Here is a 25,530-nt window from a genome sequence, read left to right on the forward strand (position 1 = left end):
TTTTGAAAATGAAAAAAAAACATATTTTATTAATTGATGACAATAAAATTGATAATTATTTATCTAGTTATATTATTTCTAAAAATCAACTAGCCGAAAAAACAACTATTGAAACTTCTGCAGTAAAGGCCTTAGAATTGTTAAAAGTATTGAATGATTCAGAATTTCCAGATTTGATAATGTTAGATTTAAAAATGCCTGCAATGGATGGTTTTGAATTCCTTGATGATTTAATAAACTTTCCTGTCAATAAAACAGAGAGTTGTATCGTTGTTATGGTAACTTCGTCAAATAACCAAATAGATATTAACCGTTCAAAAGAATATCCTATCATTAAAAAATTCATAAATAAACCAATCACATTACAAGCTTTTAACGAAATTATAAATATTTAGTAAGCTTAATTTGATGCAAAATAAAAAATTTGTGAGGAAAAATATTTTAAGTTGAAGACCAAATAAAATTAAAATGCCGTACCATTCTTGAAACTGCATTTTTTTTATCACTATAAATAAATTAAACTATCATTTTACTATACTAACAGCTGTACCGGTAATAGATACAGCAACCTAATTAGTTGTGGTTAGTTCAATGTCAACTGCAATTCCTACGACAGCATTTGCATTCAGTTTTTCAGCATTCTCTTTTAATTGCTCAAAGGCTTGTGCTTTAACTTCGGAAACACTTTCACTAATTCCTGCATAATATTTTTGCATGTTGAAAGTCATTTTCATTTTTTGCACATTTACTGCAGTTCCTGAAACAATACCTCTATATTCTAAAATTTTATAACCTTCTACGGAATTGGTTGTTGTTAATATCATAATAAAAGCTTTAATCGTTAAGTTAATGTGTTAGTCTGTTAATCTGAATTATTGTTACTATTTTTTTCATTTTAAATGCTATATTCATCTTTGCAACTTTGCAACTTTATACTATCTTTGTAGCTTATAAAAATCACAAACCATTATGTTTAATAATTTAACCGATAAATTAGATAAAGCGTTTCATATTTTAAAAGGGCACGGAAAAATTACCGATGTAAATGTTGCCGATACCTTAAAAGAAGTACGTAGAGCTTTATTAGATGCCGATGTTAACTTTAAGATTGCTAAAGATTTTACAACAAAAGTAAAAGAAAAAGCAATTGGTCAAAACGTGTTAACTAGCTTACAACCAGGACAATTGTTGGTAAAAGTTGTTAAAGACGAATTAACCGAATTAATGGGTGGTGAAGTTGAAGGTATAAACTTATCAGGGACACCTTCAGTGATTTTAATGTCAGGTTTACAAGGTTCTGGTAAAACAACTTTCTCTGGAAAATTGGCTAACTTTCTTAAAACAAAAAAGAATAAGAAACCATTATTAGTAGCTTGTGATATTTATCGTCCAGCGGCAATTAACCAATTGCATGTAGTTGGGGATCAAATTGGTGTTGAGGTTTATTCAGAACCAGAAAACAAAAATCCAGTTGAAATTGCTCAAAATGCAATCAAACACGCAAAAGCAAACGGATTTAATGTAGTAATTGTCGATACAGCTGGTCGTTTAGCAATAGACGAACATATGATGAACGAAATTGCTGAGGTTCACAAAGCAATTCAACCACAAGAAACATTATTTGTTGTAGATGCAATGACAGGTCAAGATGCTGTAAACACAGCAAAAGCTTTCAACGATAAATTAAATTTTGACGGAGTTATTCTAACGAAATTAGATGGTGATACACGTGGTGGAGCTGCTATTTCTATTAAGTCTGTTGTTGATAAACCTATAAAATTCATTGGTACAGGTGAAAAAATGGACGCAATTGATGTGTTCTATCCTTCACGTATGGCTGATAGAATTTTAGGAATGGGAGATGTTGTTTCCCTTGTGGAAAGAGCACAAGAACAATATGACGAAGAAGAAGCAAGAAAATTACAAAAGAAAATTGCTAAAAATGAATTTGGTTTTGATGATTTCTTATCCCAAATTCAACAAATAAAGAAAATGGGTAGCATGAAAGATTTGGTTGGAATGATACCAGGTGCTGGAAAAGCTATGAAAGACGTTGAAATCGAAGATGATGCCTTCAAACATATTGAAGCAATCATTCATTCAATGACGCCAATTGAAAGAAGTAAACCATCAGTAATTGATGTAAAAAGAAAAAATAGAATTGCAAAAGGTTCAGGGACAAAAATTGAGCAAGTAAATCAATTGATGAAACAATTCGAACAGATGAGCAAAATGATGAAAATGATGCAAGGTGGCGGTGGCAAAAATATGATGAAAATGATGCAAGGCATGAAAGGCATGAGATAATAGTTAAAGACGCGTTTTACCGCGTCTTTTTTTTAGATATAAATTATTAACTACAACTACACACAACAAACACAAAATGATTTTATTAGACGGTAAAAAAGTATCAGAAGACATTAAAAATGAAATTACTGCTGAAGTAGCAAAAATGAAAGCTAATGGAGAAAAAGTTCCTCATTTAGCAGCAGTTATTGTAGGAAGTGATGGAGCTAGTTTAACTTATGTAGGAAGTAAAGTGAGAGCTTGTGAAAGAGTTGGTTTTGAATCTACTTTAGTAAAAATGCCAAACACAACTTCTGAAACCGAACTGCTTAAAAAAATCAAAGAATTAAACGAAAATGATGATATTGATGGATTCATCGTTCAGTTACCATTGCCTAAACAAATTGATACTCAAAAAGTATTAATGGCAGTAGATCCAAGTAAAGATGTTGACGGATTTCATCCTGAGAACTTCGGAAAAATGGCTTTAGATATGTCAACTTTTATTCCGGCAACTCCTTTTGGAATTCTTGAATTATTAGAAAGATATAACGTTGATACAGCTGGGAAACATACCGTTGTTATTGGTCGTAGTCACATTGTGGGTCGTCCAATGAGTATTTTAATGGGAAGAAAAGGGTTTCCTGGAAATTCGACTGTAACATTAACGCACAGTCACACTAAAAATATCAACCAAATTACAAGCCAAGCTGACATTATTATTACTGCACTAGGTGTTCCAAATTATTTAAAAGCCGAAATGGTAAAAGATGACGTTGTAGTTATAGATGTCGGAATTACACGTGTAGCTGACGAAACAACAGAAAAAGGATATAGAATTACAGGTGATGTGGATTTTGAGAATGTTTCAAAAAAGGCATCATACATAACTCCAGTTCCTGGTGGAGTAGGACCAATGACAATTGCAATGTTGTTAAAAAACACACTTTTAGCTAGAGAACAAAAACGAATGAAAAACGCATAATTTTCAAAAATAAACTAAAACTATTATCACGAATTTACATCACTTTTTTAGTGTGAATTCGTGATTTTTTTCTAAAAAAAATGGAAATAATCCAAATAACTAAATCTCAATTACCAATAGTGGCTAAATTGGCTCATGAAATTTGGCCATCTGCTTATGGTGAAATTTTGTCAAAAGAACAATTGACATACATGTTAGATAAATTTTACAGTTTGGAAGCTTTAAGTCAACAATTAGAAGAAAAGAATCATGTTTTTTTACTAGCTGAAGAAAATGGAGAATTCATTGGTTTCGCTTCCTATGAATTGAATATTGAAAACCATAAGACAAAGATTCATAAAATTTATGTTTTGCCAACAACGCAAGGTAAAGGTTATGGAGTTCAATTGATTAATGAAATAGAAAATAGATCCAAAGCGATTAAAAATGATGTTTTGTTTCTAAATGTAAATCGTTTCAATAAAGCCCAATATTTCTATAAAAAGTTAGGTTTTGAAGTTGTTTATGAAGAAGATATTGAAATCGGTAATGGTTATTTGATGGAAGATTTTGTGATGGAAAAGAAGATTTAATTTTTATTTTACTCAGATAAAATTCTTTTTGACCTTACGTATAAATCATTAAAGTCAATTTCTTCTTTAATGGTTTGTTTTCCAACATTTAAAATCATTTTGGCATGTTTTATAACTGCTTTTTTATGATTTTCTTTCTTAACGAAACCATTAATTGTAATTTGTGCTTCCATTAGCCTAATAATTACAGCTGTACTTCCTGCAGAAAATTGTCTAATTTGATTAAAGGCTGCATCTAATAAACCTTCAAATTCAGTTGTGTTTGCAATTATTCTTAAATTATTCTCATTATCAATTCTATACTTTGAGGGAAAATCAATTTGAGAAAGTCGGCACATTGTAGCCGTTAAATTATCAATACAAGTAATAGCAGTATAAGGATCATTTACACCAGGAGAAAGAGCTCGTGATGCAATTTCAACCATTTGATGAATGGAGAACTCAAGGTCTTGTTCTGCAACTTTTATTTTTCCAATAACGAATTGATTACAAATATCTTCGATTTGTTCTTTGTTTAAATCATTGTTAAAGTATAATTTTCCAATTTCAATTCCTTCAACTAAATGATCTCCTGGTCTAAAATACAATTCTAACAAGGTATCAAAAGAAGAAACTGCTTTTAAAAGAGATTCACTATCAATATATTGAATATAACCGCTTTTTGGCGATTTAATAATAATTGTATTAAGATATTTTGACTTTATAGTGTCAACAATGTTTATTTTTTCGTTATCTAATGCTTCCCCCATTTTATTAGGATACAAAGAATTAATTTGCTCATAAATAACTTCTGAAATGTCTGAAATAACTTTATCAGCCTGAATACTTGTTGCTATTTTATGTATAAATATTATAAGAAGTATAATGTTAACTAAAGCAGTAATTATGGCTACAAGAATCGAAATTACAGGTATAAAGGTATAATTATCACCTTCTTTTATAGCATTTAGAACAAAAAGACAATATAAGTATGTTGCAACGTAAGAACCTAAAACAACTTGATTAAGTCTTACATACATGAAGTTTTTAATTAACCTTGGGCCAAATTGAGAAGAAGCCAAAGTTAATGCCACAAGAGTCACTGAAAAAACAGTTCCTGCAACACCTATCATGGCTCCGGAAATAGTAGACAATATACTTCTAGCCGAATCAGCACTAGTAACAAAAAAGTATTTACCCAAGCCATCCTGTGAAAATGTAAATTTTTGATCTAATATAACTAACCCAACAGATAGGAAAATCGAAATAGCAATAATCAATACAGGAACAAACCAAAAAGTAGTCATCAACTTTTTATAGAAAAATAGTATTTTTTTCATTTTAATAAGGAATTTTGTGATCAAAGAATCTTCTTTGTGGTTTTAGATTAATTATATAATTTAGTAATCTTATTATCTAAGAAATTAATCTAAACCGTCTCAATTAAAACAATATTTCATGAAAAATTTAAATCTTATTTTATCCAATTTAACAATACAAAGAGGTTTTTTAAATTAAAAATTTAATAAACTTTACTGAAGCTTTAATTACAACTTAATATTAATTTTCTTTTACGGCATTAGAAAAAGCATCAAGTCCACCCACAATAGGTAAAGTTAAAATTGTTCCGTCTAAATCAATAGTTAATTCCGTGCCTGGTTCTGGATGTAAAGTATATTCTTTATCGCTAGAAAAAATCATTAACCCTATTTGTTGTCCTTTTTTGATGATTTGATCGTCTGGCATTAAATCGAAAGAAACTTCATAGAATTTACCATTGACTAAAGGTTCACCTTTTCTTATCGAACTATGGTTTTGTGGATCAGCCCAACCACGAGTAATGATGTTGTCATTGATTTTTGTGCCTCTTCCTTCATTCCAAGGAAGTGATACTAACCAAACTGATAAATTGGCAGCAGGTTTACTACTGGATAATTTAACTGTAATTCTTGGAACTCCAGAAATATGCACATCTTGTGAAAACTTTGGAGTTACATATAAAACACGGTGATTTGTGTTTTCAGCTCTAGCTAAAATCTCACCAGTAAATGAATAATTATCAACTAAAGTTTCTTTCCCTTGATTTGAAGATTTAGTTGTTGTTAAACCTCCAACTTTCGGAGCACCTTTAGTTAAATAAAATGATATTGATTCAGCATCTGGGTTTGGGTAATCTTTATAGGGTGTTGGGTTGCTCATGTCATCATTTTCGCGAACAATCCATGCTTTGTTTGTTTCTTTTTCTATGCCATTATCAATACCAAATAAATAATGTGTAAACCATTTGTTCATCATACTAATTGGTGGCTGACCACCGTGAGCATTTTGATGGTAGTAAATACCTGTTTCTAAGCCCATTTCTTTGGCTTTCTTATAAATACGGTAACTATGTTCCGGCATCACATTCCAATCGTTAAAACCGTGAGACATTAGCATAGCGGCTTTCATGGTTCCCATATGATTAAGATAATCACGTCCAGCCCAAAAATCGTTGTAATCTCCAGTAATTCTGTCCATTCCGTTTTTCATTTCGGTATCACGAATTAAAGCATTGCTATAAGCTCGTTTAGATTCATCACCACTATGAATAAAATCATACAAAACATCAACGTCTTCTCCTAAATAACCTCCAGGAGAACGTACTAATCCGTTAGAACGATAATAATGATAATAAGATGTATTTGGAGCAACCGGAATGATAACTTCTAAGCCTTTTACTCCTGTTGTAGCAGCTGCTAAAGGAATAGTTCCATTGTAAGATGTACCAGTCATACCAACCTTTCCAGTAGTCCAATAAGCTTTAACTTTTTCATTTCCATCAGGAGTTGTATATCCTTTTGCTCTACCATTTAACCAATCAATGACTGCTTTTGGGGCTAAGGATTCGTTTTCGCCACCAACTGTTGGTGAACCTTGTGATAAACCAGTTCCAGGAGAACAAGAATGTACTACAATAAAACCTCTAGGTAACCAAGTTGAAACTTGTGAGTTTGATATAATAGGACGTTTACCTGTTCTAACCACTTCTGCATGAACACGTTCTTTTCCTATTTGTCCTAATTCATGATTTACATCCCAAAAGCCACCTTCTACATCTGGTGCAACACCAGAATAATACGGGCTTGATTCATAAATAACAGGAAGTTTTAATCCTTCAGTATCGGTTTGAATAGGTCTTGTGACATCAACATACATTCGGTCTTTTTTACCGTCACCATCAGTGTCAAAAGCTGTTTCTACCCAAAGATCATGTCTAATCCATTTTTCAGAATCTTTAAATTCAGGAACAATTTGTGCCTCTCCATTTTCAAAAACAGGAACAGATTTTGCAACCGTTTGTGCATTTGCAGAAATGAAAGGAAAAATTAGTACTGATAAAAAGAAACTTAATTTGATTATTTTTTTCATGATATCTTTTTTTTTTTTTTGTCTTTATTGGTTTTAATGTTTGTTAACGTTTTACGCTAGGATATTTGATTTTATTAATCACAAACATAACAAATATATACAAAATTTTTAATCGTAGTGGTTTTTCAGAAGGAAAAGTATAGTTCAAATTATTTAAATAAAACTCTTACTAGTCCTATTTTTTTAGTTTTTAATACACCAATTCGATTTTGCTTATCATAAATCAATATCAAATACTTTCAACAAACTTTAAAAACACTTTTTTATGAAGTTCAAGATCTAAATTAGGAGAAAGAGAAGCACGAACAATATAGTCTTTATCACCTTCTTTAGTTGTTCCTTGAGTAGAGGTTGCTGGTATTGTCCAATAGCATCCTTTTAACTGTCCATAACTTACACAAAATTTGCTTTCATTTGGAATTTCAGTGATCATTAAGTTGATTAGCTTTAGGTTTAATTCTCTCTTATGCGCTTCTTTTTCAGTAGCAGTATTTCCTTTTGCAGGAAGGTCTAATGAAAAAACAGAAGGTGTAAATCCTTGTTCAGTCAATTCTTCTGAAACAAAATTAATTTTTGCACCAGGTAAAGAAGTGTGGATGAAATTTACAAAATCACGAGTATTTTTATAGGCATCAACAATTCTTTGATTCATTGAAGGCAATTGTTTGGCTAATATCTCATATTGAAGCGCTGTAGCTTCATTATCACAAAGATCTAAATGCATAGCTATTTTTTCCATCAAAGCATCTGTTTTTTTATTTCCTACACAATAACCTGCAGTACATAGTCCGCCACTTGGGAATTTTGATCCACTTGCAAATGAAATCGTTCTAACTGTTGCAAGTATATCATTTTCACCTAAAAAATGTACATTAGGACAAAATGTTTGATCTAAAATAAAAACAGGATCAATTGCGATTGAACCTTTTACCGTTTTGCGTTCTTGACTTAAAACATTTTTTAAATCTATAAGATTTGGAACTTCAACTCTTGGGTTTGTTGGAATCTCGGCAATGATATACGGAATAGCATCTTCATTAGCAATTTGAGATAATACGGTATCAATACTTTGAACCATGTCATTGTCACCATCAACAAGCAAATCTATTATTTCAACATTATCAATACAAGCGGCAACACGTCTTGCTTGGTCATTTGTTCCACCATAACAATTAGGAGGAACGATAATTTTGATTGCTTTTCCGCTATGTTTCTCTTTTGCATCGTGAATTAATCCCATTAAAATTGCATACTGAATTGATAATCCACTTGAAGCAACTAATGGTTTTGTTTCCGTATTTGTTATCTTTTTAATTGAATTTAAGACCGATTTTTTGTCTGCTTCAATATTTTTTGTTGTTGTGTTAACGGCAGATTGTGATACAAGAAGTTTTAAGGCAGTAAGAGAATCATCAGGTGTCATTGCAATGGTTTCTCTTCTTCTTACATGCTGAATATCTGAAATGTAATTTTCATTTTGTTCTCCGTTAACAATCAAAACACTTCCTAAATTGCTATAAAGACTTATGAAAAAATCAACTCCAATTGGAATATCAATTGCATCAAATTTTTCTTCATTTGAAATTAAAACGGTACTACCATCAAAAGCTGGAATTGCTTCTGTATTTTCAACTTTCTTTAAATCAAAATGATAGCCATAAATGGTTTTTACTATTTCAGCATCAAAAAAATCAGGTAATTTACCCGTATAGATGATTTGGGTTTTTTTATTATCTAATAAGTTTTTTCTCAGAACTGCTAAAACAGGAACTGTCATCGATGAAAAACTAATTACATTTTCTGATTTTAGATTGTTTAAGTTAGCTATTCCCCATTCTAGTATACAAGATAAAGGGTGACCTAAACGAATATAATCGTAAGCAGTAGGTAATTCATTAAGTGCTAGTGAGTCGGAATTATTGTTATTGTATAAGGTTTCAAACTGATCTAAAAATTGCGTTTTGGCTAATTTTTCATCATAAATATCTAATCTATGAGTTGTTATATTCAACCAACCAATAGGCATGTTTTTTAGTACTTCTTTAATGTAATTTAGCATTTTATTTTCTTTCATTATTTTTCTTTTGAGTTGGATAGGAGCATTGATTATTTCTTCTTAAAAGTCTTATTAGGAGTAGCTCTTTGTCCTGGAATATTTCTGTCAACTTTTGGTAAACTAGCCTCTTCTGTTTTGCTTGAAGGTTCAATTAATTCGTTTAATTGTGTGATTTCAGATTCAGATAAATTTCTAAATTGTCCAACAGGAACATCTAATGAAATATTAATTATACGAGTTCGTTTTAAGGCTACAACTTCATAGTCTAAATATTCACACATTCTACGAATTTGACGGTTTAAACCTTGCGTTAAGATTATTCGAAAGACGGTTTTACTAATTTGTTCGACTTTACATTTTTTGGTCAAAGTCTCTAAAATTGGAATACCGTTACCCATTCTTTGGATAAAACGTTCTGTGATTGTTTTATTTACGGTTACAATATATTCTTTTTCGTGGTTGTTTCTTGCACGAAGAATTTTATTGACAATATCTCCATCATTGGTCATAAAAATTAAACCTTCACTGGCTTTGTCTAATCGTCCAATAGGAAAAACTCGTTCAGGATAATTGATATAATCAACAATATTATCTCGTATACTTTGATTAGTGGTGCATTCTATTCCGACAGGTTTATTGAAAGCTAAATAGATTCTTTTTTCAGTATTTTCATTAATCATAGTGCCATCGACACGAACTTGGTCTTTTGAAGTGATTTTTGTTCCCATTTCTGGGACAACTCCATTAATTGTGACTCTTCCTTGTTCAATTAACTTATCAGCTTCTCTGCGAGAGCAATAGCCAGATTCTGATAAGAATTTATTAATTCGTGTTGCATTTTCTTCCATAGTGCAAAGATATGAAATAGAATTATGAATTGTGAATTATGAATTATGAATTTCTAGAGCTTTAAGATTATTTAGAATTTAATATAATATGGAAAATTGTTATAAACGGATAGAGCTTAAAAATCGTATCTATAATCAAAAATAAAGGCAAAAAAAAATCCCGATTTTCATCGGGATTCATATTACATTTTAGCGAAAAGCTTTTCCATTTTTTCTCTTTCTTCTTCAGCTAACATACTGTCAACTAAAATTCTTCCACTATGTTCATCAGTAATTATTTTTTTTCTACCAGCAATTTCCATTTGAGTTTGTGGTGGAATTGTAAAGAAAGATCCTGCCGAAGCTCCACGTTCGATAGAAACAACTGCCATTCCGTTTCTTACACTTCCTCTAATTCTGTTGTAAGCGTTTAGCAATCTTTCTTCTATTTGTTTTTGATATTCTTCTGATTTTTTAGTTAAGAAAGTTTCTTCTTTTTCTGTTTCAGATAAAATATCGTTTAATTCAGATTTTTTATGCTTTAAGTGCGTTTGTTTAGATTCTAAACGCTCTTTTGATTGTCCGATAACTTCTTTTTTGTGCTCTAAAGAAGCTTTCATTTCTTTAATGTGCTTTTCAGCCAATTGAATTTCTAATTCTTGAAATTCCATTTCCTTAGCCAAAGAGTTGAATTCTCTATTATTACGAACATTATTTTGTTGTTCTAAATATTTTTTGATTGAAGTTTTATGCTCATCAATTGCATTTTTCTTTTCTTTGATTTTTTCATCAATGCTTTCCAAGTCAGCTTTTAACTTGTCTAAACGAGTAGTTAGTCCTGTAACTTCATCTTCTAAATCTTCAACTTCTAAAGGCAATTCACCTCTAACATTTCTGATTTCATCAATTTTAGAATCGATTAGTTGTAAAGCATATAATGCTCTTAATTTGTCTTCAACGTTTAATTCTTTAGTAGCTGCCATATTTTAAAAGTACTTAACTGGATTTGTATTTTCTTGTGATAAAATGATTGCAAAATTAGTGATTTTTTCTTTAAGATAATCAACAATATAGTTTTTTGTAAATCTTTCGCTTTCAAAATGACCAATATCGGCCAATAATAGTTGATTTTCAGCTTCGTAAAATTGATGGTATTTTAAATCTGCCGTAAGGTAAGCGTCTGCTCCCGAGGCAATAGCGTTCTTTATTGCATAACTTCCTGATCCACCAAGAACAGCAACTTTTTTAATGGGTTTTCCTAAAAGTTTACTATGTCTAATGCCTTTGCAATCTAGTTTTTCTCTAATTAATTGTAAGAAATCTGATTCTGAAAGAGCGTTTTTAAGCGAGCCAACTCTTCCTAAGCCTATATTTTGATGTTCATTTTCGATGCTGTAAATTTCATATGCAACTTCTTCATAGACATGATTTGAGAATAATGCTTTTATGATTTTTGATTGCAAATGCTTTTCAAATGTGACTTCAATTTTAATTTCTTTAGCTTCTACAAACTCAAATCGCGAACCCATTTCTGGATTGCTATTTTCATTTCCCATGTAAGTTCCGATACCTTGACTACTGAAACTACAATCTTCATAATTTCCTATATTTCCTGCACCAGCATCAAATAATGAATTTCTTAATTTTTCTGCATTATCAGAAACTGTATAAGTCACTAATTTTTGAATATAATTTTGTTTTGGAATCAATACTTTTGAATTTTCTATTCCTAAAGCATCACAAAAAATCTTATTAACTCCATCTTTATGATTGTCTAATGCTGTATGAACGGCATAAATTGCTACATCATTTTTAATGGCTTTAATAACAGCTCTTTCGACATAATTTTTTCCAGTAATTTTCTTTAAACCACCAAAAAGAATAGGATGGAAGCATACAACCAAATTGCAATTTTTAGCAATAGCTTCATCAATAACTGTTTCTAAAGCATCGTGACAAACTAAAATTCCAGTTAGATTTGTATTTGCATCACCAAGTAGTAAACCAACATTGTCAAAACTTTCGGCATAACCAAGTGGAGCCATTTCTTCAAGGATTGCAAGTGTGTCTTTGATTTTCATTTGGAAATAAATTTTAGTTTAACAAAGTAACGAATAATCATTTCAAGATAAAAATTTGATGTAAAAAAAGTGTATTTTCGTGCTATGAATATTTTTCGAAAACTACTGTTTCCTATCGCGCTAATTTATTGGTTAGTGACTTTTATTAGAAATTTTCTATATGATGTCGGATTTTTTAAAAGTGAAAGCTTTGATATTCCGATTATTGCAGTTGGAAATTTGAGTGTTGGTGGTACAGGAAAATCCCCTCAAATTGAATATTTAATTCGGTTATTGTCCGATAATTATCAAGTAGCAACTCTAAGTCGTGGTTATAAAAGAAGCACAACAGGTTTTGTTTTGGCGGACCATAACGCAAATGCAAAAACGCTTGGTGATGAGCCTTTTCAATTTTATTCTAAATATCCAAAAACTATTGTGGCTGTTGATGAAAATAGAGTAGAAGGCATTGAAATTCTTTTGGATTTAGATAAAAAACCAAACGTTATTTTGTTAGATGATGCTTTTCAACATCGAAAAGTTAAAGCTGGGTTTTATATTTTATTGACTGCTTATGATGATTTATTTTGCGATGATTTTATTTTGCCTTTCGGGAATTTACGTGAACCAAGTTTTGGAAAAAATCGTGCTGATATGATAATTGTCACTAAATGCCCCAATGATATTGACGAACTTGCACAACAGAAAATTAAAGATAAATTGAAAGTTTCGCAACCTATTTATTTTACTTCAATTGCTTATGATGCGAATGTGTATAATGAATCAGGTCGACTTTCGTTAAATGAAATAAAAGAAGAAGAAAAAGTTATCGTTGCTGGAATTGCAAAACCAAAGCCATTTTTTGACTTTTTAGAAGTAAATTCTAGTCAAACTTTGATTTTTCCAGATCATCATAATTTTGAAGAAAAAGATATAAATTCAATTTTAAATAAAGCAAAAAATAATAAAATCATTACAACCGAAAAAGATTATGTAAGACTGAATGATAAGTTGCCCAAAAAGCAGCTATATTATTTACCAATTCAAGCAAAATTTTTAAACGCTAGTACTGATTTTGATAAAAAAATAACAGATTATGTGGAACAAAGTTCAAGAAACCGTTAATTATATTCAATCAAAAACAAATAATTTCAAACCAGATTTTGGTGTGATTTTAGGTTCAGGTTTAGGAGGTTTTTCAGAAGACATTCAAATTGAATATACTTTAGAATATAAAGATATTCCAAATTTTCCAGTTTCGACTGTTGTAGGTCATAAAGGAGCTTTGATATTTGGATCAATTGGAACAAAAAAAGTGTTGGCTATGCAAGGTAGATTTCATTTTTATGAAGGTTATAATATGCAAGAAGTTACTTTTCCGGTTCGTGTGATGAAATACTTAGGTTTACAAAACTTAATTGTTTCTAATGCTTCTGGTGGAGTTAATCCAAATTTTGTTGTTGGTGATGTTATGATTATAACTGATCATATTAATATGATGCCAGAACATCCTTTAAGAGGGCATAATGATGAACGTTTTGGACCAAGATTTGTAAATATGAGTGAACCATATTCTAGAAAAATGATTCAATCTGCTAAAGAAATTTCAAAAAACTTGAATATTGATGTTAAAGAAGGTGTTTATGTAGGTTTACAAGGCCCAACTTTTGAAACGTTAGCTGAATATAAAATGGTAAAAGCAATTGGTGGTGATTGTGTTGGAATGTCAACAGTTCCAGAAGTTATTGTAGCCAAACACATGAATATGGATTGCTTTGGAGTTTCAGTAATTACAGATATGGGTGATGTTGAAAATATAGAAGAAGTAAATCACGAAGAAGTTTTAAAAGCAGCTAAAAAAGCTGAACCACATGTGAGAAGCTTGATTAAGAATTTAATTTCTAATTTTTAAAATCAAATCAATAATTCTTGATGAATAACCAACTTCATTGTCATACCAACCAACTATCTTAACCATGTTGTCAATTACTGAAGTTAGTTGCGCATCAAAAAGACAAGAATTAGTATTGCCAATTATATCAACAGAAACGATTGGGTCTTCCGTGTAATCTAAGATTCCTTTTAAATTAATTTCAGATGCTTTTTTGAATGCAGCGTTAATTTCATCAATTGTAACTTTTCTTTTTACATTTAAAGTAATATCAGTTAAAGAACCATCTGGAACAGGAACGCGTATGCCACAACCACCAATTTTACCTTCTAGTTCAGGAAAAATTTTAGTCAAGGCTTTGGCTGCACCTGTTGTCGTTGGTACTATAGATTGTGAAGCACCTCTTGCTCTTCTTAAATCTTTATGAGGTTGATCGTGTAAACTTTGATCAGTAGTGTAGGAGTGAACCGTCGTAATGTATGCTTGCTCAATTCCACATAATTCTTGCATAATTTTAAGCATTGGAGCAGCATTATTTGTGGTGCAACTAGCGTTTGAAATTATAGTTTCAGAACCATCTAAAATATCTTCATTTACACCTAAAACAACTGTTTTTATGATGTCATCTTCAGGTGGAACAGATAAAATTACTTTTTTGGCTCCAGCTAAAATATGTTGATTTAATAATTCTGTAGTTTTAAATTTTCCTGTTGCTTCAATTACAACATCAATATTTAAAGATTTCCAATCTAAGTTTTTGATTTCTTTTTCACTAAAAAACAAATACGATTTGTCATTGATAACAATCGAATTTGAAGTATGTGAAACTTTTTCTTTTAAAACACCATGAATACTGTCATATTTAATTAAATGACTCATGGTTTTTGTATCAGCAATATCGTTGATTGCAATAACTTCTATTGTAGGATGATTTAATAATAAGCGAAAAACATTTCGACCTATTCTTCCAAAACCATTAATTGCGATGCGAGTCATTTTTATGGGTTAAAAGGTTAATGTTTAAAATTTTAAAAGGGTTTGTGTGTAGGTTTTCTTTTAACCTCATAACCTTTTAAACTTTTAACCATTTTTATAAAATATGTTTTTCAGCATGATAAGACGAACGAACTAAAGCACCACTTTCTACATGTCTAAATCCTAATTCTTTTCCTATTTTTTCGTATTTTTCAAATTGTTCTGGAGTGATATATTCTTTAACAGGTAAGTGTTTTTTTGAGGGTTGAAGATATTGTCCAATAGTTACAATGTCTACTTTAGCATTAGCTAAATCGTGTAAAACTTCGATAACTTCTTCTTCTGTTTCTCCTAAACCTAACATGATTCCAGATTTAGTTCTTTTGATTCCTTGTTCTTTTAAGTAACGAAGTACTTCTAAGCTTCTTTCATATTTCGCTTGAATTCGTACTTCACGAGTTAAGCGTTTAACCGTTTCCATATTGTGTGAAACTACTTCTGGAGCAACTTCTACAATTCGGTCTATGTTTCTAGTATTTCCTTGAAAATCAGGGATAAGTGTTTCTAGTGTTGTAGTTGGATTCATTCTGCGAATTGCTTTCACTGTTTCTGCCCAAATGATTGAACCCATATCTTTAATGTCATCTCTATCTACACTTGTAATTACTGCATGTTTAATGCTCATTAGTTTGATAGAACGTGCAACTTTTTCTGGTTCATCCCAATCAACATCTTCTGGACGACCCGTTTTTACACCACAAAAACCACATGAACGTGTACAAATGTTTCCTAAAATCATAAATGTTGCAGTTCCTTCACCCCAACATTCACCCATGTTTGGACAACTTCCAGATGCACAAATAGTATTTAATTTGTATTTGTCAACTAATCCACGTAGATCAGTATATTTTTTTCCTGTTGGTAATTTTACACGGAGCCATTTTGGTTTTGGTTCTCTTGGTGGGAATACATTTTCTATAGCGTTGTTCATCGGCTTAAAATTTGAATGGCAAAGATACGATATTGAATTTAGAATTCAGAAGTTAGAATTTAGAAAATAAAGTTAAAAAGTAATAGAAGTTTTTAAAACAGAAAATATTATTTTTTCTTAATGATTTCAGCCAGCAATTTCTTGCCTCTTAAAAGCTTTATTTTAATATTATTCAAAGGTTCTTCTAATTGATCTGCTATTTCTTGGTAACTCATTTCTTGAAAATAACGCATTTGAATTACTTCTTGATAAGCAGGCTTTAATTCTTTAATACAAAGTAATAGTTGAGCTAAATTTTGTTCAATAATCAATTCATCTTCTGCAGTTGGCGAATCATCAGCAATTGAATTAGCATAATTAGAATCATCATTAGTGTCAACAAAAAGTGAAGATTTCTTTTTGCGAAGCATATCAATATGAACATTTTTTGCAATGGCAATTAACCAAGTATTAAAGCCATATTCAGTATTATAGTTGCTAATTTTATCGAAAGCTTTGGCAAAAGTTTCTATTACAATGTCTTCTGTGTCAGTTTCATTTTCAGTACGTTTAATCATAAAACCATAAACTTCATTCCAATAGAAATCTAATAGAAAAGTAAAAGCTACTTGGTCACCCATTTGAGCTTTTTCAATGTTGGTTTGTATGATAATTGATGTTACTTCCAATGTACAGGTTTAGAAAAAATATTTGTTAAAAATATATTGATATGTGTAAATATAAGCACTAATTCTATAATTGGATACCAATACATTACATCTTTTTCATTTAATTTTCCTGCTCCATAGCCTAATGAAATCCATGTAAATATGTATCTAAATAAAATAATTCCTAGAACAATCATCCATTGAAATTGAAAAGCTAATAAAATAATAGCCAAAACAAAGAACAAAACTTGCGAAAGGAAATATAATCCCAATTGGAATTTATCAAAAGGTTTGTAGAGTTTTGCAGTAGTTACGTGTCTTCTTTTTTGGTTAAACCAATCTTTAAAAGTTGTTCTTGGTGTTGAATAGGTAAAGCTTTCTTCTGAAAAAATTATAGCAGTATTTTCTTTATCAGCAGCTTGATTGACAAACAAGTCATCGTCACCAGAACGCACTCGCATATGATCCATAAATCCACGATTGTCAAAGAAAACAGATTTTTTATAAGCTAAATTTCGTCCAACACCCATATAAGGTTTCCCTATTTTAGCCCAAGAAAAATATTGAACAGCGGTTAAAAGGGTTTCGTAACGAATGATTTTATTTAAGAATGAATTCTTAATTTTATCATAAGCACCATAACCTAAAACAATTGTTTTCTTCATGGTGAATTGAGATGTAATTTGTTGCAACCAATCTTTTGAATTTGGATAGCAATCAGCATCAATAAATACTAAATAGTCTTTTGTTGCCGCTTTAATTCCTAATGTTAAAGCAAATTTTTTGTTTCCCCAAAAGGCTTCATTGTTTTCAACTTTAACCAATTTTACATTTGGATATTGTTTCTCAAATTCTTCAAAAAGATCTAGAGTTTCATCGCTAGAAGCATCGTCAATTAAGACAATTTCGTAATCCGAATAATTTTGATTAATTAATAATGGAAAAAATTTCTTTACGTTTTCAGCTTCGTTTTTTGCACAAACAATAACTGAAACCGGAACTTTTTTAGGAGTAATATCTTGTTTTTTAGCAAAAGTAAATCGACCAAAAATTCCGATATAATAAATAAATTGAATCACAACTATTGCTATGAATGAATAAAGCAAAATGAATAAAATCATTTCCATTTAAATAAATTAGTTATGAGATGTCTCTGTACAATCTTTCATTTGTTCTGGAGTTTTTCCGCAAAAGCCACAGCTTTCTCCGTCTTTATTTAAAAATGGACTTTGACTAGCACAAGTTCCTGAGAATTTACCGTCTTTTTTCGCCCAAATCTTTATAGCAATTCCAGCAAATGCAAGTGCTAATAATCCTATGGTAAGTAAAATAAGTTTCATCTTTAATGTGTAATTTTTATTGGGTACAAAGATAATAAAGTATTGTTAGATTTTCAGATTTTCGGATGATAGATTTTCTGAAAGTCTGAACATCTAATATCTGTACATCCAATATCTCTATATCACATTCACTTCAGCTTCAATAAAAATTCCAAATTTCTCAAAAATAGTTTGTTGAATATCTTTTGAAACGGCTAAAACTTCTTGACCTGTTGCGTTGCCATAATTCACTAAAACTAAAGCTTGATTCTTGTGAATTCCAGCATCACCAAAGCGCTTTCCTTTAAAACCAGCTTGTTCAATTAGCCAGCCTGCGGGAACTTTGACTTCTGTTTCAGAAACCACATAATGAGGTATTTCTGGATGATTTTGCTTGATTTTGTCGTAATCTGCTTTTAAAATAATTGGGTTTTTAAAGAAACTTCCGCTATTTCCAAGTTCTTTTGGGTTTGGAAGTTTACTTTGTCTAATAGAAATTACAGCATTACTAATCTCTTTTAAGGTAGGATTTGTAATATTGTCTTTTTCTAGTTCAGTATCAATTGCTCCATAAGAAGTATTGATTTTATGATTTGTCTTGGTTAACTTGAAAGTTACATCAGTAATAATGTATTGGTTTTTTAATTCGTTTTTAAAAACACTTTCTCTATAACCAAAATTACAAGTTGCTTTATCAAATGATTTTATACTTTGATCATCAATTTTCATGGCTGTGCAACTATCAAAAGTGTCTTTAATTTCAACGCCATAAGCACCAATATTTTGAATTGGTGTAGTGCCAACATTTCCTGGAATTAAAGATAAATTTTCAAGTCCTCCAAAATCATGTTTAATGCACCAAAGGACAAATTCGTGCCAATTTTCACCAGCTTGAGCTTTAACCCAAACATGATTTTCGTATTCTTTTACAATTTCAATTCCTTTTAAATTTACATGAACGACTAATTTTTCAATGTTTTGAGTTAACAACATATTACTTCCTCCGCCAAGTACAAAAATATCTTGATTCGATTTAAGAACAGAAGCTAATTCGTTTGTATTTGTCACAGCTACAAACTCTTTTGCTTGAGCAGAAATACCAAACGTATTGTATTCTTTTAATTGAAAATTTGACTGAAAATTCATAGGTAAAAATTAAAGGACAAAAATATGATTTATTATTCAATAATAATATCAACTTAAAGTTTAAAAATCTTATAAGATTGAAGAGTAGATTGAATTATTGTTTCGGTTCTCTGTTCGTGAGTATCAGTGATAAAAATTTGTCCAAAAACATCATTATTTACCATGGAAACTATTTTTTGAACTCTTGTTTCGTCTAATTTGTCGAAAATATCATCGAATAATAAAATGGGAAGAACACCACTTTTTTCTTTGATAAATTCAAATTGAGCTAATTTTAAAGCTATTAAAAACGATTTTTGTTGGCCTTGAGAACCAAATTTTTTAATAGGAAAACCATCAATTTCAAACGATAAATCATCTTTGTGAATTCCAACTGAAGTGTATTGTAAGGCTTTATCTTTAGGTAAATTATTCTTTAATAAATTTTCTAACGAATTTTCAAACAATTGACTTTCATATTTTAGTTGTACTTCTTCTGCCGAATCTGTAATAGTTTGATGATGTTTTTGGAAGATCGGAATAAAACTATCTAAAAATTGTTTTCTTTTGTTGAATATTTTTAATCCAATTTCAGCCATTGGTTCGTCATAAATGGCTAAATTATCAGCATCAAAAACCTGATTTAACGCAAAATACTTCAGTAAAGCATTTCTTTGAGAGACAATTTTTTGGTAACGAATTAATTCATTCAAATAGGAATTATCTAAAATAGAAATTACACTATCAATAAACTTCCTTCTCGTTTCACTTCCTTCTGTAATTAAATCAGAATCAGATGGAGAAATAATAACTAAAGGAATAAAACCAATATGCTCTGATAGTTTATCGTAAATTTTACCATTGCGTTTTATGGTTTTTTTTTGCCCTTTTTTTAGACTACAAACTACTTTTTCTTCTTTTTCCTCTTTTTCGAAAATACCATCTATTACAAAAAATTCTTCACCATGCTTAATATTTTGGCTTGCTAATGGGTTAAAATAACTTTTTCCATAAGCCAAATGGTAGATAGCATCCAAAACATTTGTTTTTCCAACACCATTTTTACCAACAAAACTATTGATTTTGGTATCAAAGTCATATTGTAGATCGGTTATGTTCTTGTAATTAAGTAAGGAAATGGATTTTAAAAACACTAGTAAATTTAAGATTTGGGAGGTGAAAAAATAGTAAAGCACAAATTTAAGTGTAAATTATGGAAAATAATAGAGAGATTGTTTTTAATTTTCTTAAAATTTTTATGGCTAATTCAATAAAAGTTATATTTTTGCACCTCATTAAATTAAAAGCAAATGGCAACGTATAACAAAAGAGGATATAAAGCACCTAAACCAAAAGATATTGCAGATGATGCATCAAATGAAATTGATGGAACTTTTGACGGGGATAGTACTACTGAAGAAGTTTTTGAAACCCTAGACGTTCAAGCTAATAAAGCGGAAGACTGGGTTGTTAAAAATCAAAAATTAATAATGGGAGTTGTTGGAGCAATAGTTCTTTTATTGGTTGCTTATTTTGTTTACGACAGGTTTATTGTTGAACCAAATGAAGAAAAAGCAGTTAACGAAATGTTTCAATCGCAACAATACTTTAAGCAAGCAGTTGATGGACAGGCTACTCCGGATTCATTATTTAATTTAGCGTTAAAAGGCGCTGAAGGAAAGTTAGGGTTTGAAGGAATTATTTCAGAATATTCTGGAACTAAGTCAGCTAACTTGGCTCAGTATTATGCTGGAATGTCTTATTTAAATTTAAAAGATTATAAAAAAGCGGTAGAGCATTTAGAGAAATTTTCTTCTGATGATGAAATGTTAAAACCAATTGCTTTAGGAGCTATCGGTGATTCATTCTCTGAATTGAAAAAAGTTGATGATGCACTTTCTTATTATTTAAAAGCTGCTGAAGCTTCTGATAATGATTTTACGTCTCCTCGTTATTTAATGAAACATGGTTTATTAGCTATGTTGAATGGTAAAAACGAAGTGGCTTTAAAATCATTCAAAACAATTAAAGAAAAATATAGCACTTCTACAGAAGCGGCAAATATTGACGGATATATTGCAAGAGTTGAATAAATATGGCAACAGAAAATAAAAATTTATCTAATTACGATAAAAACGCAATCCCAAACGTGAAAGATTTTCGGTTTGGGATTGTTGTTTCAGAATGGAACGACGATGTAACCGAAGGTCTTTTTAAAGGTGCTTTTGATACATTAGTGGATTGCGGTGCTTTGTCAGAAAACATTGTAAGATGGAATGTGCCAGGAAGTTTTGAACTAATCTTTGGAGCCAAGAAAATGCACGAACAAGTTGAAGTCGATGCAGTTATAGTAATTGGTTCTCTTATCAAAGGAGAAACAATGCATTTTGAATATGTTTGTGAAGGTGTAACGCAAGGAATTAAAGATTTAAACTTAATGTATGATGTTCCTACAATTTTCTGTCTTTTAACAGACAACAACAAACAACAATCACTTGACAGAAGTGGTGGAAAACACGGAAACAAAGGAGTTGAAGCAGCCATTGCAGCTATTAAAATGGTAACTTTGGGTTAAATTTGACTTAAAAAATAGTTAACCTACTCATTTGAGTAGGTTTTTTTATGGCTTTTAGCTAATAATTCTGTAAATTTGATTATTATTTAACTAACAAAAATGCTATGTTTATTAAATCATTGTTAAGACTTCATTCTCATAGAAGGTTTGATTATCAACCTCGCTATTATGACGAACAAAAAGAACAAAGAGAACAAAGACTTGAAAACAGACGACTATTGAGAGATACTGAAAAACGTATTTCCTTTAGAACGGGTTGGCATGCAGAAAGTAAAATGTATTCTTCAAGGTCAAGTAGTTTTAGAATAGCAATTATAGCTGGTGTTTTAATCTTAATTTGTTACTTCATTTTACGTTCGCTAAATATCGATTTATATTAATGTCAGCAAAAATTAAACTATTACCTGATCACGTTGCCAATCAAATTGCCGCTGGAGAAGTTGTTCAACGACCTGCTTCTGTAGTGAAAGAATTGATTGAAAATGCAGTAGATGCAAACGCTACAGAAATAAAACTTATTATAAAAGATGCTGGTAAAACCTTAATTCAAGTAATTGATAATGGTTCTGGTATGAATATTATTGATGCTAGAATGTGTTTTGATCGACATGCTACTTCAAAAATAAAAAATGCAGAAGATTTATTTGATTTACATACCAAAGGGTTTCGTGGTGAAGCTTTAGCTTCAATTGCTGCTATTGCTCATGTTGAATTAAAAACGAAACTAGCAGCTGAAGAATTAGGAACACATATAATAATTGAAGGAAGTAAATTTACTTCTCAAGATGTTGTTGTTTCTCCAACTGGAACTTCTTTTTCAGTTAAAAATTTGTTTTATAATATTCCAGCAAGAAGAAATTTTCTTAAATCAGATACAGTTGAATTTAGGCACATAGTTGATGAATTTCAACGTGTAGCTTTAGCGCATCCAAATATTTGTTTTATCTTATATCATAATGGAGAAGAATATTTAAATTTACCTATTTCAAATTATAGGCAACGTATTGTGAATCTTTTTACAGGAAAAACTAATGAAAAATTAGTTCCTGTAACTGAAAATACCGACATAGTTGCAATTCATGGATTTGTTTCAAAACCTGAATTCGCCAAGAAAAACAGAGGAGAACAATTTCTATTTGTAAATGATAGATACATAAAAAGTGGTTATTTGCATCATGCGATTATGAATGCATATGATGGTTTATTGAAAGAAGGAACACAACCTTCTTATTTTTTATATTTTGATGTACCAAAACATACCATTGATATTAATATTCATCCGACAAAAACTGAAATTAAGTTTGATGATGAGCAATCTATTTATGCAATTTTAAGAGCTAGTATTAAACATAGTTTGGGTCAATTCAATGTTTCTCCAATTTTAGATTTTGAACGTGATTCTAATTTAGATACACCATACGAATATTCTAAAAAAGAAGCAGATGCTCCTGTAGTAGAATTTGATACAACTTTTAATCCTTTTGTAAAATCTACTGAAAAGCCTGTTCGTCATGTCTATCAAAAGAAGGAGACGGCAAATTGGGAAAGTTTATATGTTGGATTAACCGATGAATTTCAATCTAAAAGTAATCATTATGAATCTGATGAAGTAGCCTCTTCTTTATTTGATAATGTAGAAGTAGATTCAGTTGTTCAAAAAAACTATCAATTACAGAAAAAATATATTGTAAGTCCAATAAAATCAGGTTTATTAATTATTGATCAAAGAAAAGCACATCAACGTATTTTGTACGAACAATTTTTAACAAACATTACTATATTAAAGGGAAATAGTCAACAATTATTATTTCCTTTATCAATCATAATGTCATCACACGAATTAGAATTACTAAAAGAATTAAAAGTCCAGTTGGAACACACGGGTTTTGTATTCGATAAATTTACAAAAGAAACCGTTATTTTTTCTGGAATTCCAACCAATGTTCAAGAAGGAAAAGTGCCTAGTTTGTTAGATGATTTAGTTAACGACTTGCAACAAGACTTTCCACAAAGTAGTTTTTCTCAAAATGATAGTATAGCCAAATCTATGGCAAATAGTTTAGCTATAAAAACAGGAACTTATCTAACACAGTTAGAAATAGACAATATGGTTAATGCTATGTTTGCTTGTAAAGATCCAAATATTTCACCTTTTCATAAACCAACATTCATCACAATAACAACTGATGATTTAGATAAACGATTCTCTTTATGATGAACATCACCGAAACAGTTAAGCAGCTGTTAATTATCAATATTTTATTTTTCATTGGAAGCCAATTCGTACCTGCTTCTTATGATCTATTGGCTTTACATTATTTTGAAAGCGAGAAGTTTAAACTTTGGCAACCTTTGACTTCGATGTTTATGCATGGAGGTTTGATGCACATTGCATTTAATATGTTTGCCTTATATTCATTCGGAAGTGCGTTAGAGCATAGATGGGGAGCAAAGAAGTTTATCTTTTTCTACATTTCTTGTGGTTTAGGTTCAGCCGTATTGTATTCTGCTTTCAATTATTATCAATTTCATGAAGCAATTCAACCATTATTCGATGGTGGTTTGTCTAGCTCTCAAATTTTAACTGCTTTCAACGAACGAAAATTTGATTTATTCAACGGAATTATTACTCAAGCTCAATTTAATGGTATGGATAGTGTGTTTTACGGAACAGCTGTTGGTGCTTCTGGAGCAATATATGGTTTACTAGTTGCGTTTGCATTTTTATATCCAAATGCTGAATTAGCTTTGATGTTTATTCCAGTTCCGATAAAAGCCAAATATTTTGTACCTGGAATTTTAGTTATTGATTTAGTGTTAGGTTTAAAAGGAAATTCAATTTTTGGTGATGGTGGAACAGGAATTGCTCATTTTGCCCATTTAGGTGGTGCATTATGTGGTTTCTTAATGATGTGGTATTGGAAAAAAAATCAATTTAACGATAACCGTTGGGATAGATAAATATAGTAGATTTTAGAATAAATAAACACATGAATATTTTCCAAGATTTAAAAAACCAATATACAAATAACGGTATTGTTCAAAAACTTATTTTTTGGAACATAGGTATTTTTTTGTTGACTATTGTTTTCTTTTATAATTTTAAATCTGGTGCTTTTTCTTTTCCTAAATGGTTAGTGCTTTACTCTACTTTTTCAGATGTAGCAACAAAACCATGGACATTGATTTCTTATATGTTTGTGCATTCAGATTTTATTCACTTGTTGTTTAATATGCTGACGCTACATTTTGTAAGTCGATTTTTCCTTACATTTTTCACAGAAAAACAATACTTAGTGGTTTATTTACTTGGAGGAATTTTTGCTGGATTTGTTTTTGTCTTAATTTATTATTTTTTAGGAATAACAGTTCCTGTTGTTGGAGCAAGTGGTGCTATCATGACTTTGTTAGTTGCTGCAACAACTTATTCACCTTATTATATTTTACAAATTCCTTTGATCGGAAGAATAAAATTGTGGCATATAACGGCTTTAGTTCTTTTCATAGATATCTTGCAATTGTTGTTGGTAAATACAGGAGGACATATTGTTCATCTTTCGGGTGCGTTTTTCGGTTTCTTATATGTATTTTTGTTAAAAAGAGGAACAGATTTAGCCAAACCGTTTTCTAATTTATCTTTTAAAAGACCAGTAAAAAAGAAAACACCTTTTTCAAGAGTTCACGTAAATAAACCTAGTTCAAATCTTTCTAAAGTTGCTAAAACAGATGTTGAGCAAAAAAAAGTAGATGATATTTTAGATAAAATAAGTAAATCAGGTTATGATAGTTTGACAAAAGAAGAAAAAGAATTTCTTTTTAAACTCGGAAAATAAG

26 protein-coding genes are annotated in these 25,530 nt (G+C 30.4%); 12 read left to right on the forward strand and 14 right to left on the reverse strand.

Annotated elements, in window-relative coordinates:
* The first annotated feature begins 8 nt into the window (after positions 1-8).
* Positions 9-395 carry a response regulator gene (locus AAC008_RS05505; protein WP_339887923.1) on the forward strand — a complete coding sequence of 129 codons (387 nt, stop codon included), beginning with the start codon at positions 9-11 and terminating at the stop codon, positions 393-395.
* Positions 396-569: 174 nt separating this feature from the next.
* Here the strand turns inward: AAC008_RS05505 and AAC008_RS05510 are convergent, their stop codons facing one another.
* Positions 570-824, reverse strand: coding sequence for a heavy metal-binding domain-containing protein (locus AAC008_RS05510; protein WP_339887924.1), 255 nt, complete (start codon positions 822-824; stop codon positions 570-572).
* A 145-nt stretch (positions 825-969) separates the two neighbouring features.
* Here AAC008_RS05510 and ffh point away from each other — a divergent pair, with 145 nt between their 5' ends.
* The 3 genes from ffh to AAC008_RS05525 all read left to right on the forward strand — a co-directional run bounded on the left by ffh (position 970) and on the right by AAC008_RS05525 (position 3,843).
* Positions 970-2,307, forward strand: coding sequence for a signal recognition particle protein (gene ffh / locus AAC008_RS05515; RefSeq protein ID WP_339887926.1), 1,338 nt, complete (start codon positions 970-972; stop codon positions 2,305-2,307).
* 76 nt (positions 2,308-2,383) lie between these two features.
* A complete protein-coding gene (locus AAC008_RS05520; RefSeq protein ID WP_339887927.1) occupies positions 2,384-3,271 on the forward strand; it encodes a tetrahydrofolate dehydrogenase/cyclohydrolase catalytic domain-containing protein in 888 nt (295 codons plus the stop codon).
* Positions 3,272-3,351: 80 nt separating this feature from the next.
* A complete protein-coding gene (locus AAC008_RS05525; RefSeq protein ID WP_339887928.1) occupies positions 3,352-3,843 on the forward strand; it encodes a GNAT family N-acetyltransferase in 492 nt (163 codons plus the stop codon).
* Between the two features lie 8 nt (positions 3,844-3,851).
* On the opposite strand, the gene AAC008_RS05530 is transcribed toward AAC008_RS05525, so the two are convergent.
* The 6 genes from AAC008_RS05530 to AAC008_RS05555 all read right to left on the reverse strand — a co-directional run bounded on the left by AAC008_RS05530 (position 3,852) and on the right by AAC008_RS05555 (position 12,194).
* On the reverse strand, positions 3,852-5,162 hold the full coding sequence (locus AAC008_RS05530) for a DUF2254 domain-containing protein (RefSeq protein ID WP_339887930.1): 1,311 nt from the start codon (positions 5,160-5,162) through the stop codon (positions 3,852-3,854).
* 220 nt (positions 5,163-5,382) lie between these two features.
* On the reverse strand, positions 5,383-7,230 hold the full coding sequence (locus AAC008_RS05535; RefSeq protein WP_339887931.1) for a Xaa-Pro dipeptidyl-peptidase: 1,848 nt from the start codon (positions 7,228-7,230) through the stop codon (positions 5,383-5,385).
* 229 nt (positions 7,231-7,459) lie between these two features.
* The gene (locus AAC008_RS05540; RefSeq protein WP_339887932.1) at positions 7,460-9,304 is read right to left on the reverse strand and encodes a cystathionine beta-synthase; all 1,845 of its coding nucleotides are present in this window, start codon (positions 9,302-9,304) and stop codon (positions 7,460-7,462) included.
* A 32-nt stretch (positions 9,305-9,336) separates the two neighbouring features.
* Complete coding sequence (rluF, locus tag AAC008_RS05545) at positions 9,337-10,134, reverse strand: 23S rRNA pseudouridine(2604) synthase RluF (RefSeq protein ID WP_339887933.1); 798 nt, start codon at positions 10,132-10,134, stop codon at positions 9,337-9,339.
* Between the two features lie 182 nt (positions 10,135-10,316).
* A complete protein-coding gene (locus tag AAC008_RS05550; RefSeq protein ID WP_339887934.1) occupies positions 10,317-11,096 on the reverse strand; it encodes a C4-type zinc ribbon domain-containing protein in 780 nt (259 codons plus the stop codon).
* A 3-nt stretch (positions 11,097-11,099) separates the two neighbouring features.
* Positions 11,100-12,194, reverse strand: coding sequence for a Nif3-like dinuclear metal center hexameric protein (locus tag AAC008_RS05555; protein WP_339887935.1), 1,095 nt, complete (start codon positions 12,192-12,194; stop codon positions 11,100-11,102).
* A gap of 84 nt (positions 12,195-12,278) precedes the next feature.
* Between AAC008_RS05555 and lpxK the strand changes: the two genes are divergently transcribed.
* Together lpxK and AAC008_RS05565 are read left to right on the forward strand one after the other, a co-directional pair.
* On the forward strand, positions 12,279-13,298 hold the full coding sequence (gene lpxK, locus AAC008_RS05560; protein WP_339887936.1) for a tetraacyldisaccharide 4'-kinase: 1,020 nt from the start codon (positions 12,279-12,281) through the stop codon (positions 13,296-13,298).
* Positions 13,270-14,085: a purine-nucleoside phosphorylase gene (locus tag AAC008_RS05565; protein ID WP_339887938.1), complete on the forward strand. Its 816-nt coding sequence runs from the start codon at positions 13,270-13,272 to the stop codon at positions 14,083-14,085. The genes lpxK and AAC008_RS05565 overlap by 29 nt, the downstream gene beginning before the upstream one ends.
* Here the strand turns inward: AAC008_RS05565 and gap are convergent.
* The 7 genes from gap to recF form a co-directional block, all read right to left on the reverse strand.
* A complete protein-coding gene (gene gap, locus AAC008_RS05570; protein ID WP_339887940.1) occupies positions 14,068-15,060 on the reverse strand; it encodes a type I glyceraldehyde-3-phosphate dehydrogenase in 993 nt (330 codons plus the stop codon). The two genes, AAC008_RS05565 and gap, sit on opposite strands and share 18 nt — an antisense overlap.
* A 94-nt stretch (positions 15,061-15,154) precedes the next feature.
* Complete coding sequence (lipA, locus tag AAC008_RS05575) at positions 15,155-16,030, reverse strand: lipoyl synthase (RefSeq protein ID WP_339887941.1); 876 nt, start codon at positions 16,028-16,030, stop codon at positions 15,155-15,157.
* A 107-nt stretch (positions 16,031-16,137) separates the two neighbouring features.
* The gene (locus AAC008_RS05580) at positions 16,138-16,683 is read right to left on the reverse strand and encodes a sigma-70 family RNA polymerase sigma factor (protein ID WP_339888142.1); all 546 of its coding nucleotides are present in this window, start codon (positions 16,681-16,683) and stop codon (positions 16,138-16,140) included.
* A gap of 5 nt (positions 16,684-16,688) precedes the next feature.
* The gene (locus tag AAC008_RS05585; RefSeq protein WP_339888143.1) at positions 16,689-17,795 is read right to left on the reverse strand and encodes a glycosyltransferase; all 1,107 of its coding nucleotides are present in this window, start codon (positions 17,793-17,795) and stop codon (positions 16,689-16,691) included.
* An 18-nt stretch (positions 17,796-17,813) separates the two neighbouring features.
* Positions 17,814-18,017, reverse strand: a complete 204-nt coding sequence (locus tag AAC008_RS05590) for a membrane or secreted protein (protein ID WP_339887943.1) — start codon at positions 18,015-18,017, stop codon at positions 17,814-17,816.
* A 117-nt stretch (positions 18,018-18,134) separates the two neighbouring features.
* Positions 18,135-19,142 carry a UDP-N-acetylmuramate dehydrogenase gene (murB, locus tag AAC008_RS05595; protein ID WP_339887944.1) on the reverse strand — a complete coding sequence of 336 codons (1,008 nt, stop codon included), beginning with the start codon at positions 19,140-19,142 and terminating at the stop codon, positions 18,135-18,137.
* A gap of 53 nt (positions 19,143-19,195) precedes the next feature.
* Entirely contained in the window at positions 19,196-20,275 is a 1,080-nt protein-coding gene (gene recF / locus AAC008_RS05600; protein ID WP_339887945.1) for a DNA replication and repair protein RecF, read from the reverse strand.
* Between the two features lie 156 nt (positions 20,276-20,431).
* On the opposite strand from recF, the gene AAC008_RS05605 reads away from it, so the two are divergent.
* The 6 genes from AAC008_RS05605 to AAC008_RS05630 all read left to right on the forward strand — a co-directional run bounded on the left by AAC008_RS05605 (position 20,432) and on the right by AAC008_RS05630 (position 25,529).
* The gene (locus tag AAC008_RS05605; RefSeq protein WP_339887946.1) at positions 20,432-21,214 is read left to right on the forward strand and encodes a tetratricopeptide repeat protein; all 783 of its coding nucleotides are present in this window, start codon (positions 20,432-20,434) and stop codon (positions 21,212-21,214) included.
* Between the two features lie 2 nt (positions 21,215-21,216).
* Positions 21,217-21,696 (forward strand): 6,7-dimethyl-8-ribityllumazine synthase, encoded by a 480-nt coding sequence (gene ribH / locus AAC008_RS05610; protein WP_339887948.1) that lies wholly within the window; start codon positions 21,217-21,219, stop codon positions 21,694-21,696.
* A gap of 104 nt (positions 21,697-21,800) precedes the next feature.
* The gene (locus AAC008_RS05615) at positions 21,801-22,076 is read left to right on the forward strand and encodes a hypothetical protein (protein WP_026718069.1); all 276 of its coding nucleotides are present in this window, start codon (positions 21,801-21,803) and stop codon (positions 22,074-22,076) included.
* Complete coding sequence (mutL, locus tag AAC008_RS05620; RefSeq protein WP_339887950.1) at positions 22,076-23,911, forward strand: DNA mismatch repair endonuclease MutL; 1,836 nt, start codon at positions 22,076-22,078, stop codon at positions 23,909-23,911. The genes AAC008_RS05615 and mutL overlap by 1 nt, the downstream gene beginning before the upstream one ends.
* Positions 23,911-24,657, forward strand: a complete 747-nt coding sequence (locus AAC008_RS05625; protein ID WP_339888144.1) for a rhomboid family intramembrane serine protease — start codon at positions 23,911-23,913, stop codon at positions 24,655-24,657. Before mutL ends, AAC008_RS05625 begins: the two co-directional genes overlap by 1 nt.
* Positions 24,658-24,686: 29 nt before the next feature.
* Complete coding sequence (locus AAC008_RS05630; RefSeq protein WP_339887951.1) at positions 24,687-25,529, forward strand: rhomboid family intramembrane serine protease; 843 nt, start codon at positions 24,687-24,689, stop codon at positions 25,527-25,529.
* The last annotated feature ends 1 nt before the right edge of the window (position 25,530 follow it).

The sequence above is a fragment of the uncultured Flavobacterium sp. genome (assembly GCF_963975515.1).
Lineage (GTDB): Bacteria > Bacteroidota > Bacteroidia > Flavobacteriales > Flavobacteriaceae > Flavobacterium.

Coding starts and splice junctions, on each gene's coding strand:
- AAC008_RS05505 (WP_339887923.1), top strand. CDS start 9: ATGAAAAAAAAACATATTTTATTAATTGATGACAATAAAATTGATAAT.
- AAC008_RS05510 (WP_339887924.1), bottom strand. CDS start 824: ATGATATTAACAACAACCAATTCCGTAGAAGGTTATAAAATTTTAGAA.
- ffh (WP_339887926.1), top strand. CDS start 970: ATGTTTAATAATTTAACCGATAAATTAGATAAAGCGTTTCATATTTTA.
- AAC008_RS05520 (WP_339887927.1), top strand. CDS start 2,384: ATGATTTTATTAGACGGTAAAAAAGTATCAGAAGACATTAAAAATGAA.
- AAC008_RS05525 (WP_339887928.1), top strand. CDS start 3,352: ATGGAAATAATCCAAATAACTAAATCTCAATTACCAATAGTGGCTAAA.
- AAC008_RS05530 (WP_339887930.1), bottom strand. CDS start 5,162: ATGAAAAAAATACTATTTTTCTATAAAAAGTTGATGACTACTTTTTGG.
- AAC008_RS05535 (WP_339887931.1), bottom strand. CDS start 7,230: ATGAAAAAAATAATCAAATTAAGTTTCTTTTTATCAGTACTAATTTTT.
- AAC008_RS05540 (WP_339887932.1), bottom strand. CDS start 9,304: ATGAAAGAAAATAAAATGCTAAATTACATTAAAGAAGTACTAAAAAAC.
- rluF (WP_339887933.1), bottom strand. CDS start 10,134: ATGGAAGAAAATGCAACACGAATTAATAAATTCTTATCAGAATCTGGC.
- AAC008_RS05550 (WP_339887934.1), bottom strand. CDS start 11,096: ATGGCAGCTACTAAAGAATTAAACGTTGAAGACAAATTAAGAGCATTA.
- AAC008_RS05555 (WP_339887935.1), bottom strand. CDS start 12,194: ATGAAAATCAAAGACACACTTGCAATCCTTGAAGAAATGGCTCCACTT.
- lpxK (WP_339887936.1), top strand. CDS start 12,279: ATGAATATTTTTCGAAAACTACTGTTTCCTATCGCGCTAATTTATTGG.
- AAC008_RS05565 (WP_339887938.1), top strand. CDS start 13,270: ATGTGGAACAAAGTTCAAGAAACCGTTAATTATATTCAATCAAAAACA.
- gap (WP_339887940.1), bottom strand. CDS start 15,060: ATGACTCGCATCGCAATTAATGGTTTTGGAAGAATAGGTCGAAATGTT.
- lipA (WP_339887941.1), bottom strand. CDS start 16,030: ATGAACAACGCTATAGAAAATGTATTCCCACCAAGAGAACCAAAACCA.
- AAC008_RS05590 (WP_339887943.1), bottom strand. CDS start 18,017: ATGAAACTTATTTTACTTACCATAGGATTATTAGCACTTGCATTTGCT.
- murB (WP_339887944.1), bottom strand. CDS start 19,142: ATGAATTTTCAGTCAAATTTTCAATTAAAAGAATACAATACGTTTGGT.
- AAC008_RS05605 (WP_339887946.1), top strand. CDS start 20,432: ATGGCAACGTATAACAAAAGAGGATATAAAGCACCTAAACCAAAAGAT.
- ribH (WP_339887948.1), top strand. CDS start 21,217: ATGGCAACAGAAAATAAAAATTTATCTAATTACGATAAAAACGCAATC.
- AAC008_RS05615 (WP_026718069.1), top strand. CDS start 21,801: ATGTTTATTAAATCATTGTTAAGACTTCATTCTCATAGAAGGTTTGAT.
- mutL (WP_339887950.1), top strand. CDS start 22,076: ATGTCAGCAAAAATTAAACTATTACCTGATCACGTTGCCAATCAAATT.
- AAC008_RS05625 (WP_339888144.1), top strand. CDS start 23,911: ATGAACATCACCGAAACAGTTAAGCAGCTGTTAATTATCAATATTTTA.
- AAC008_RS05630 (WP_339887951.1), top strand. CDS start 24,687: ATGAATATTTTCCAAGATTTAAAAAACCAATATACAAATAACGGTATT.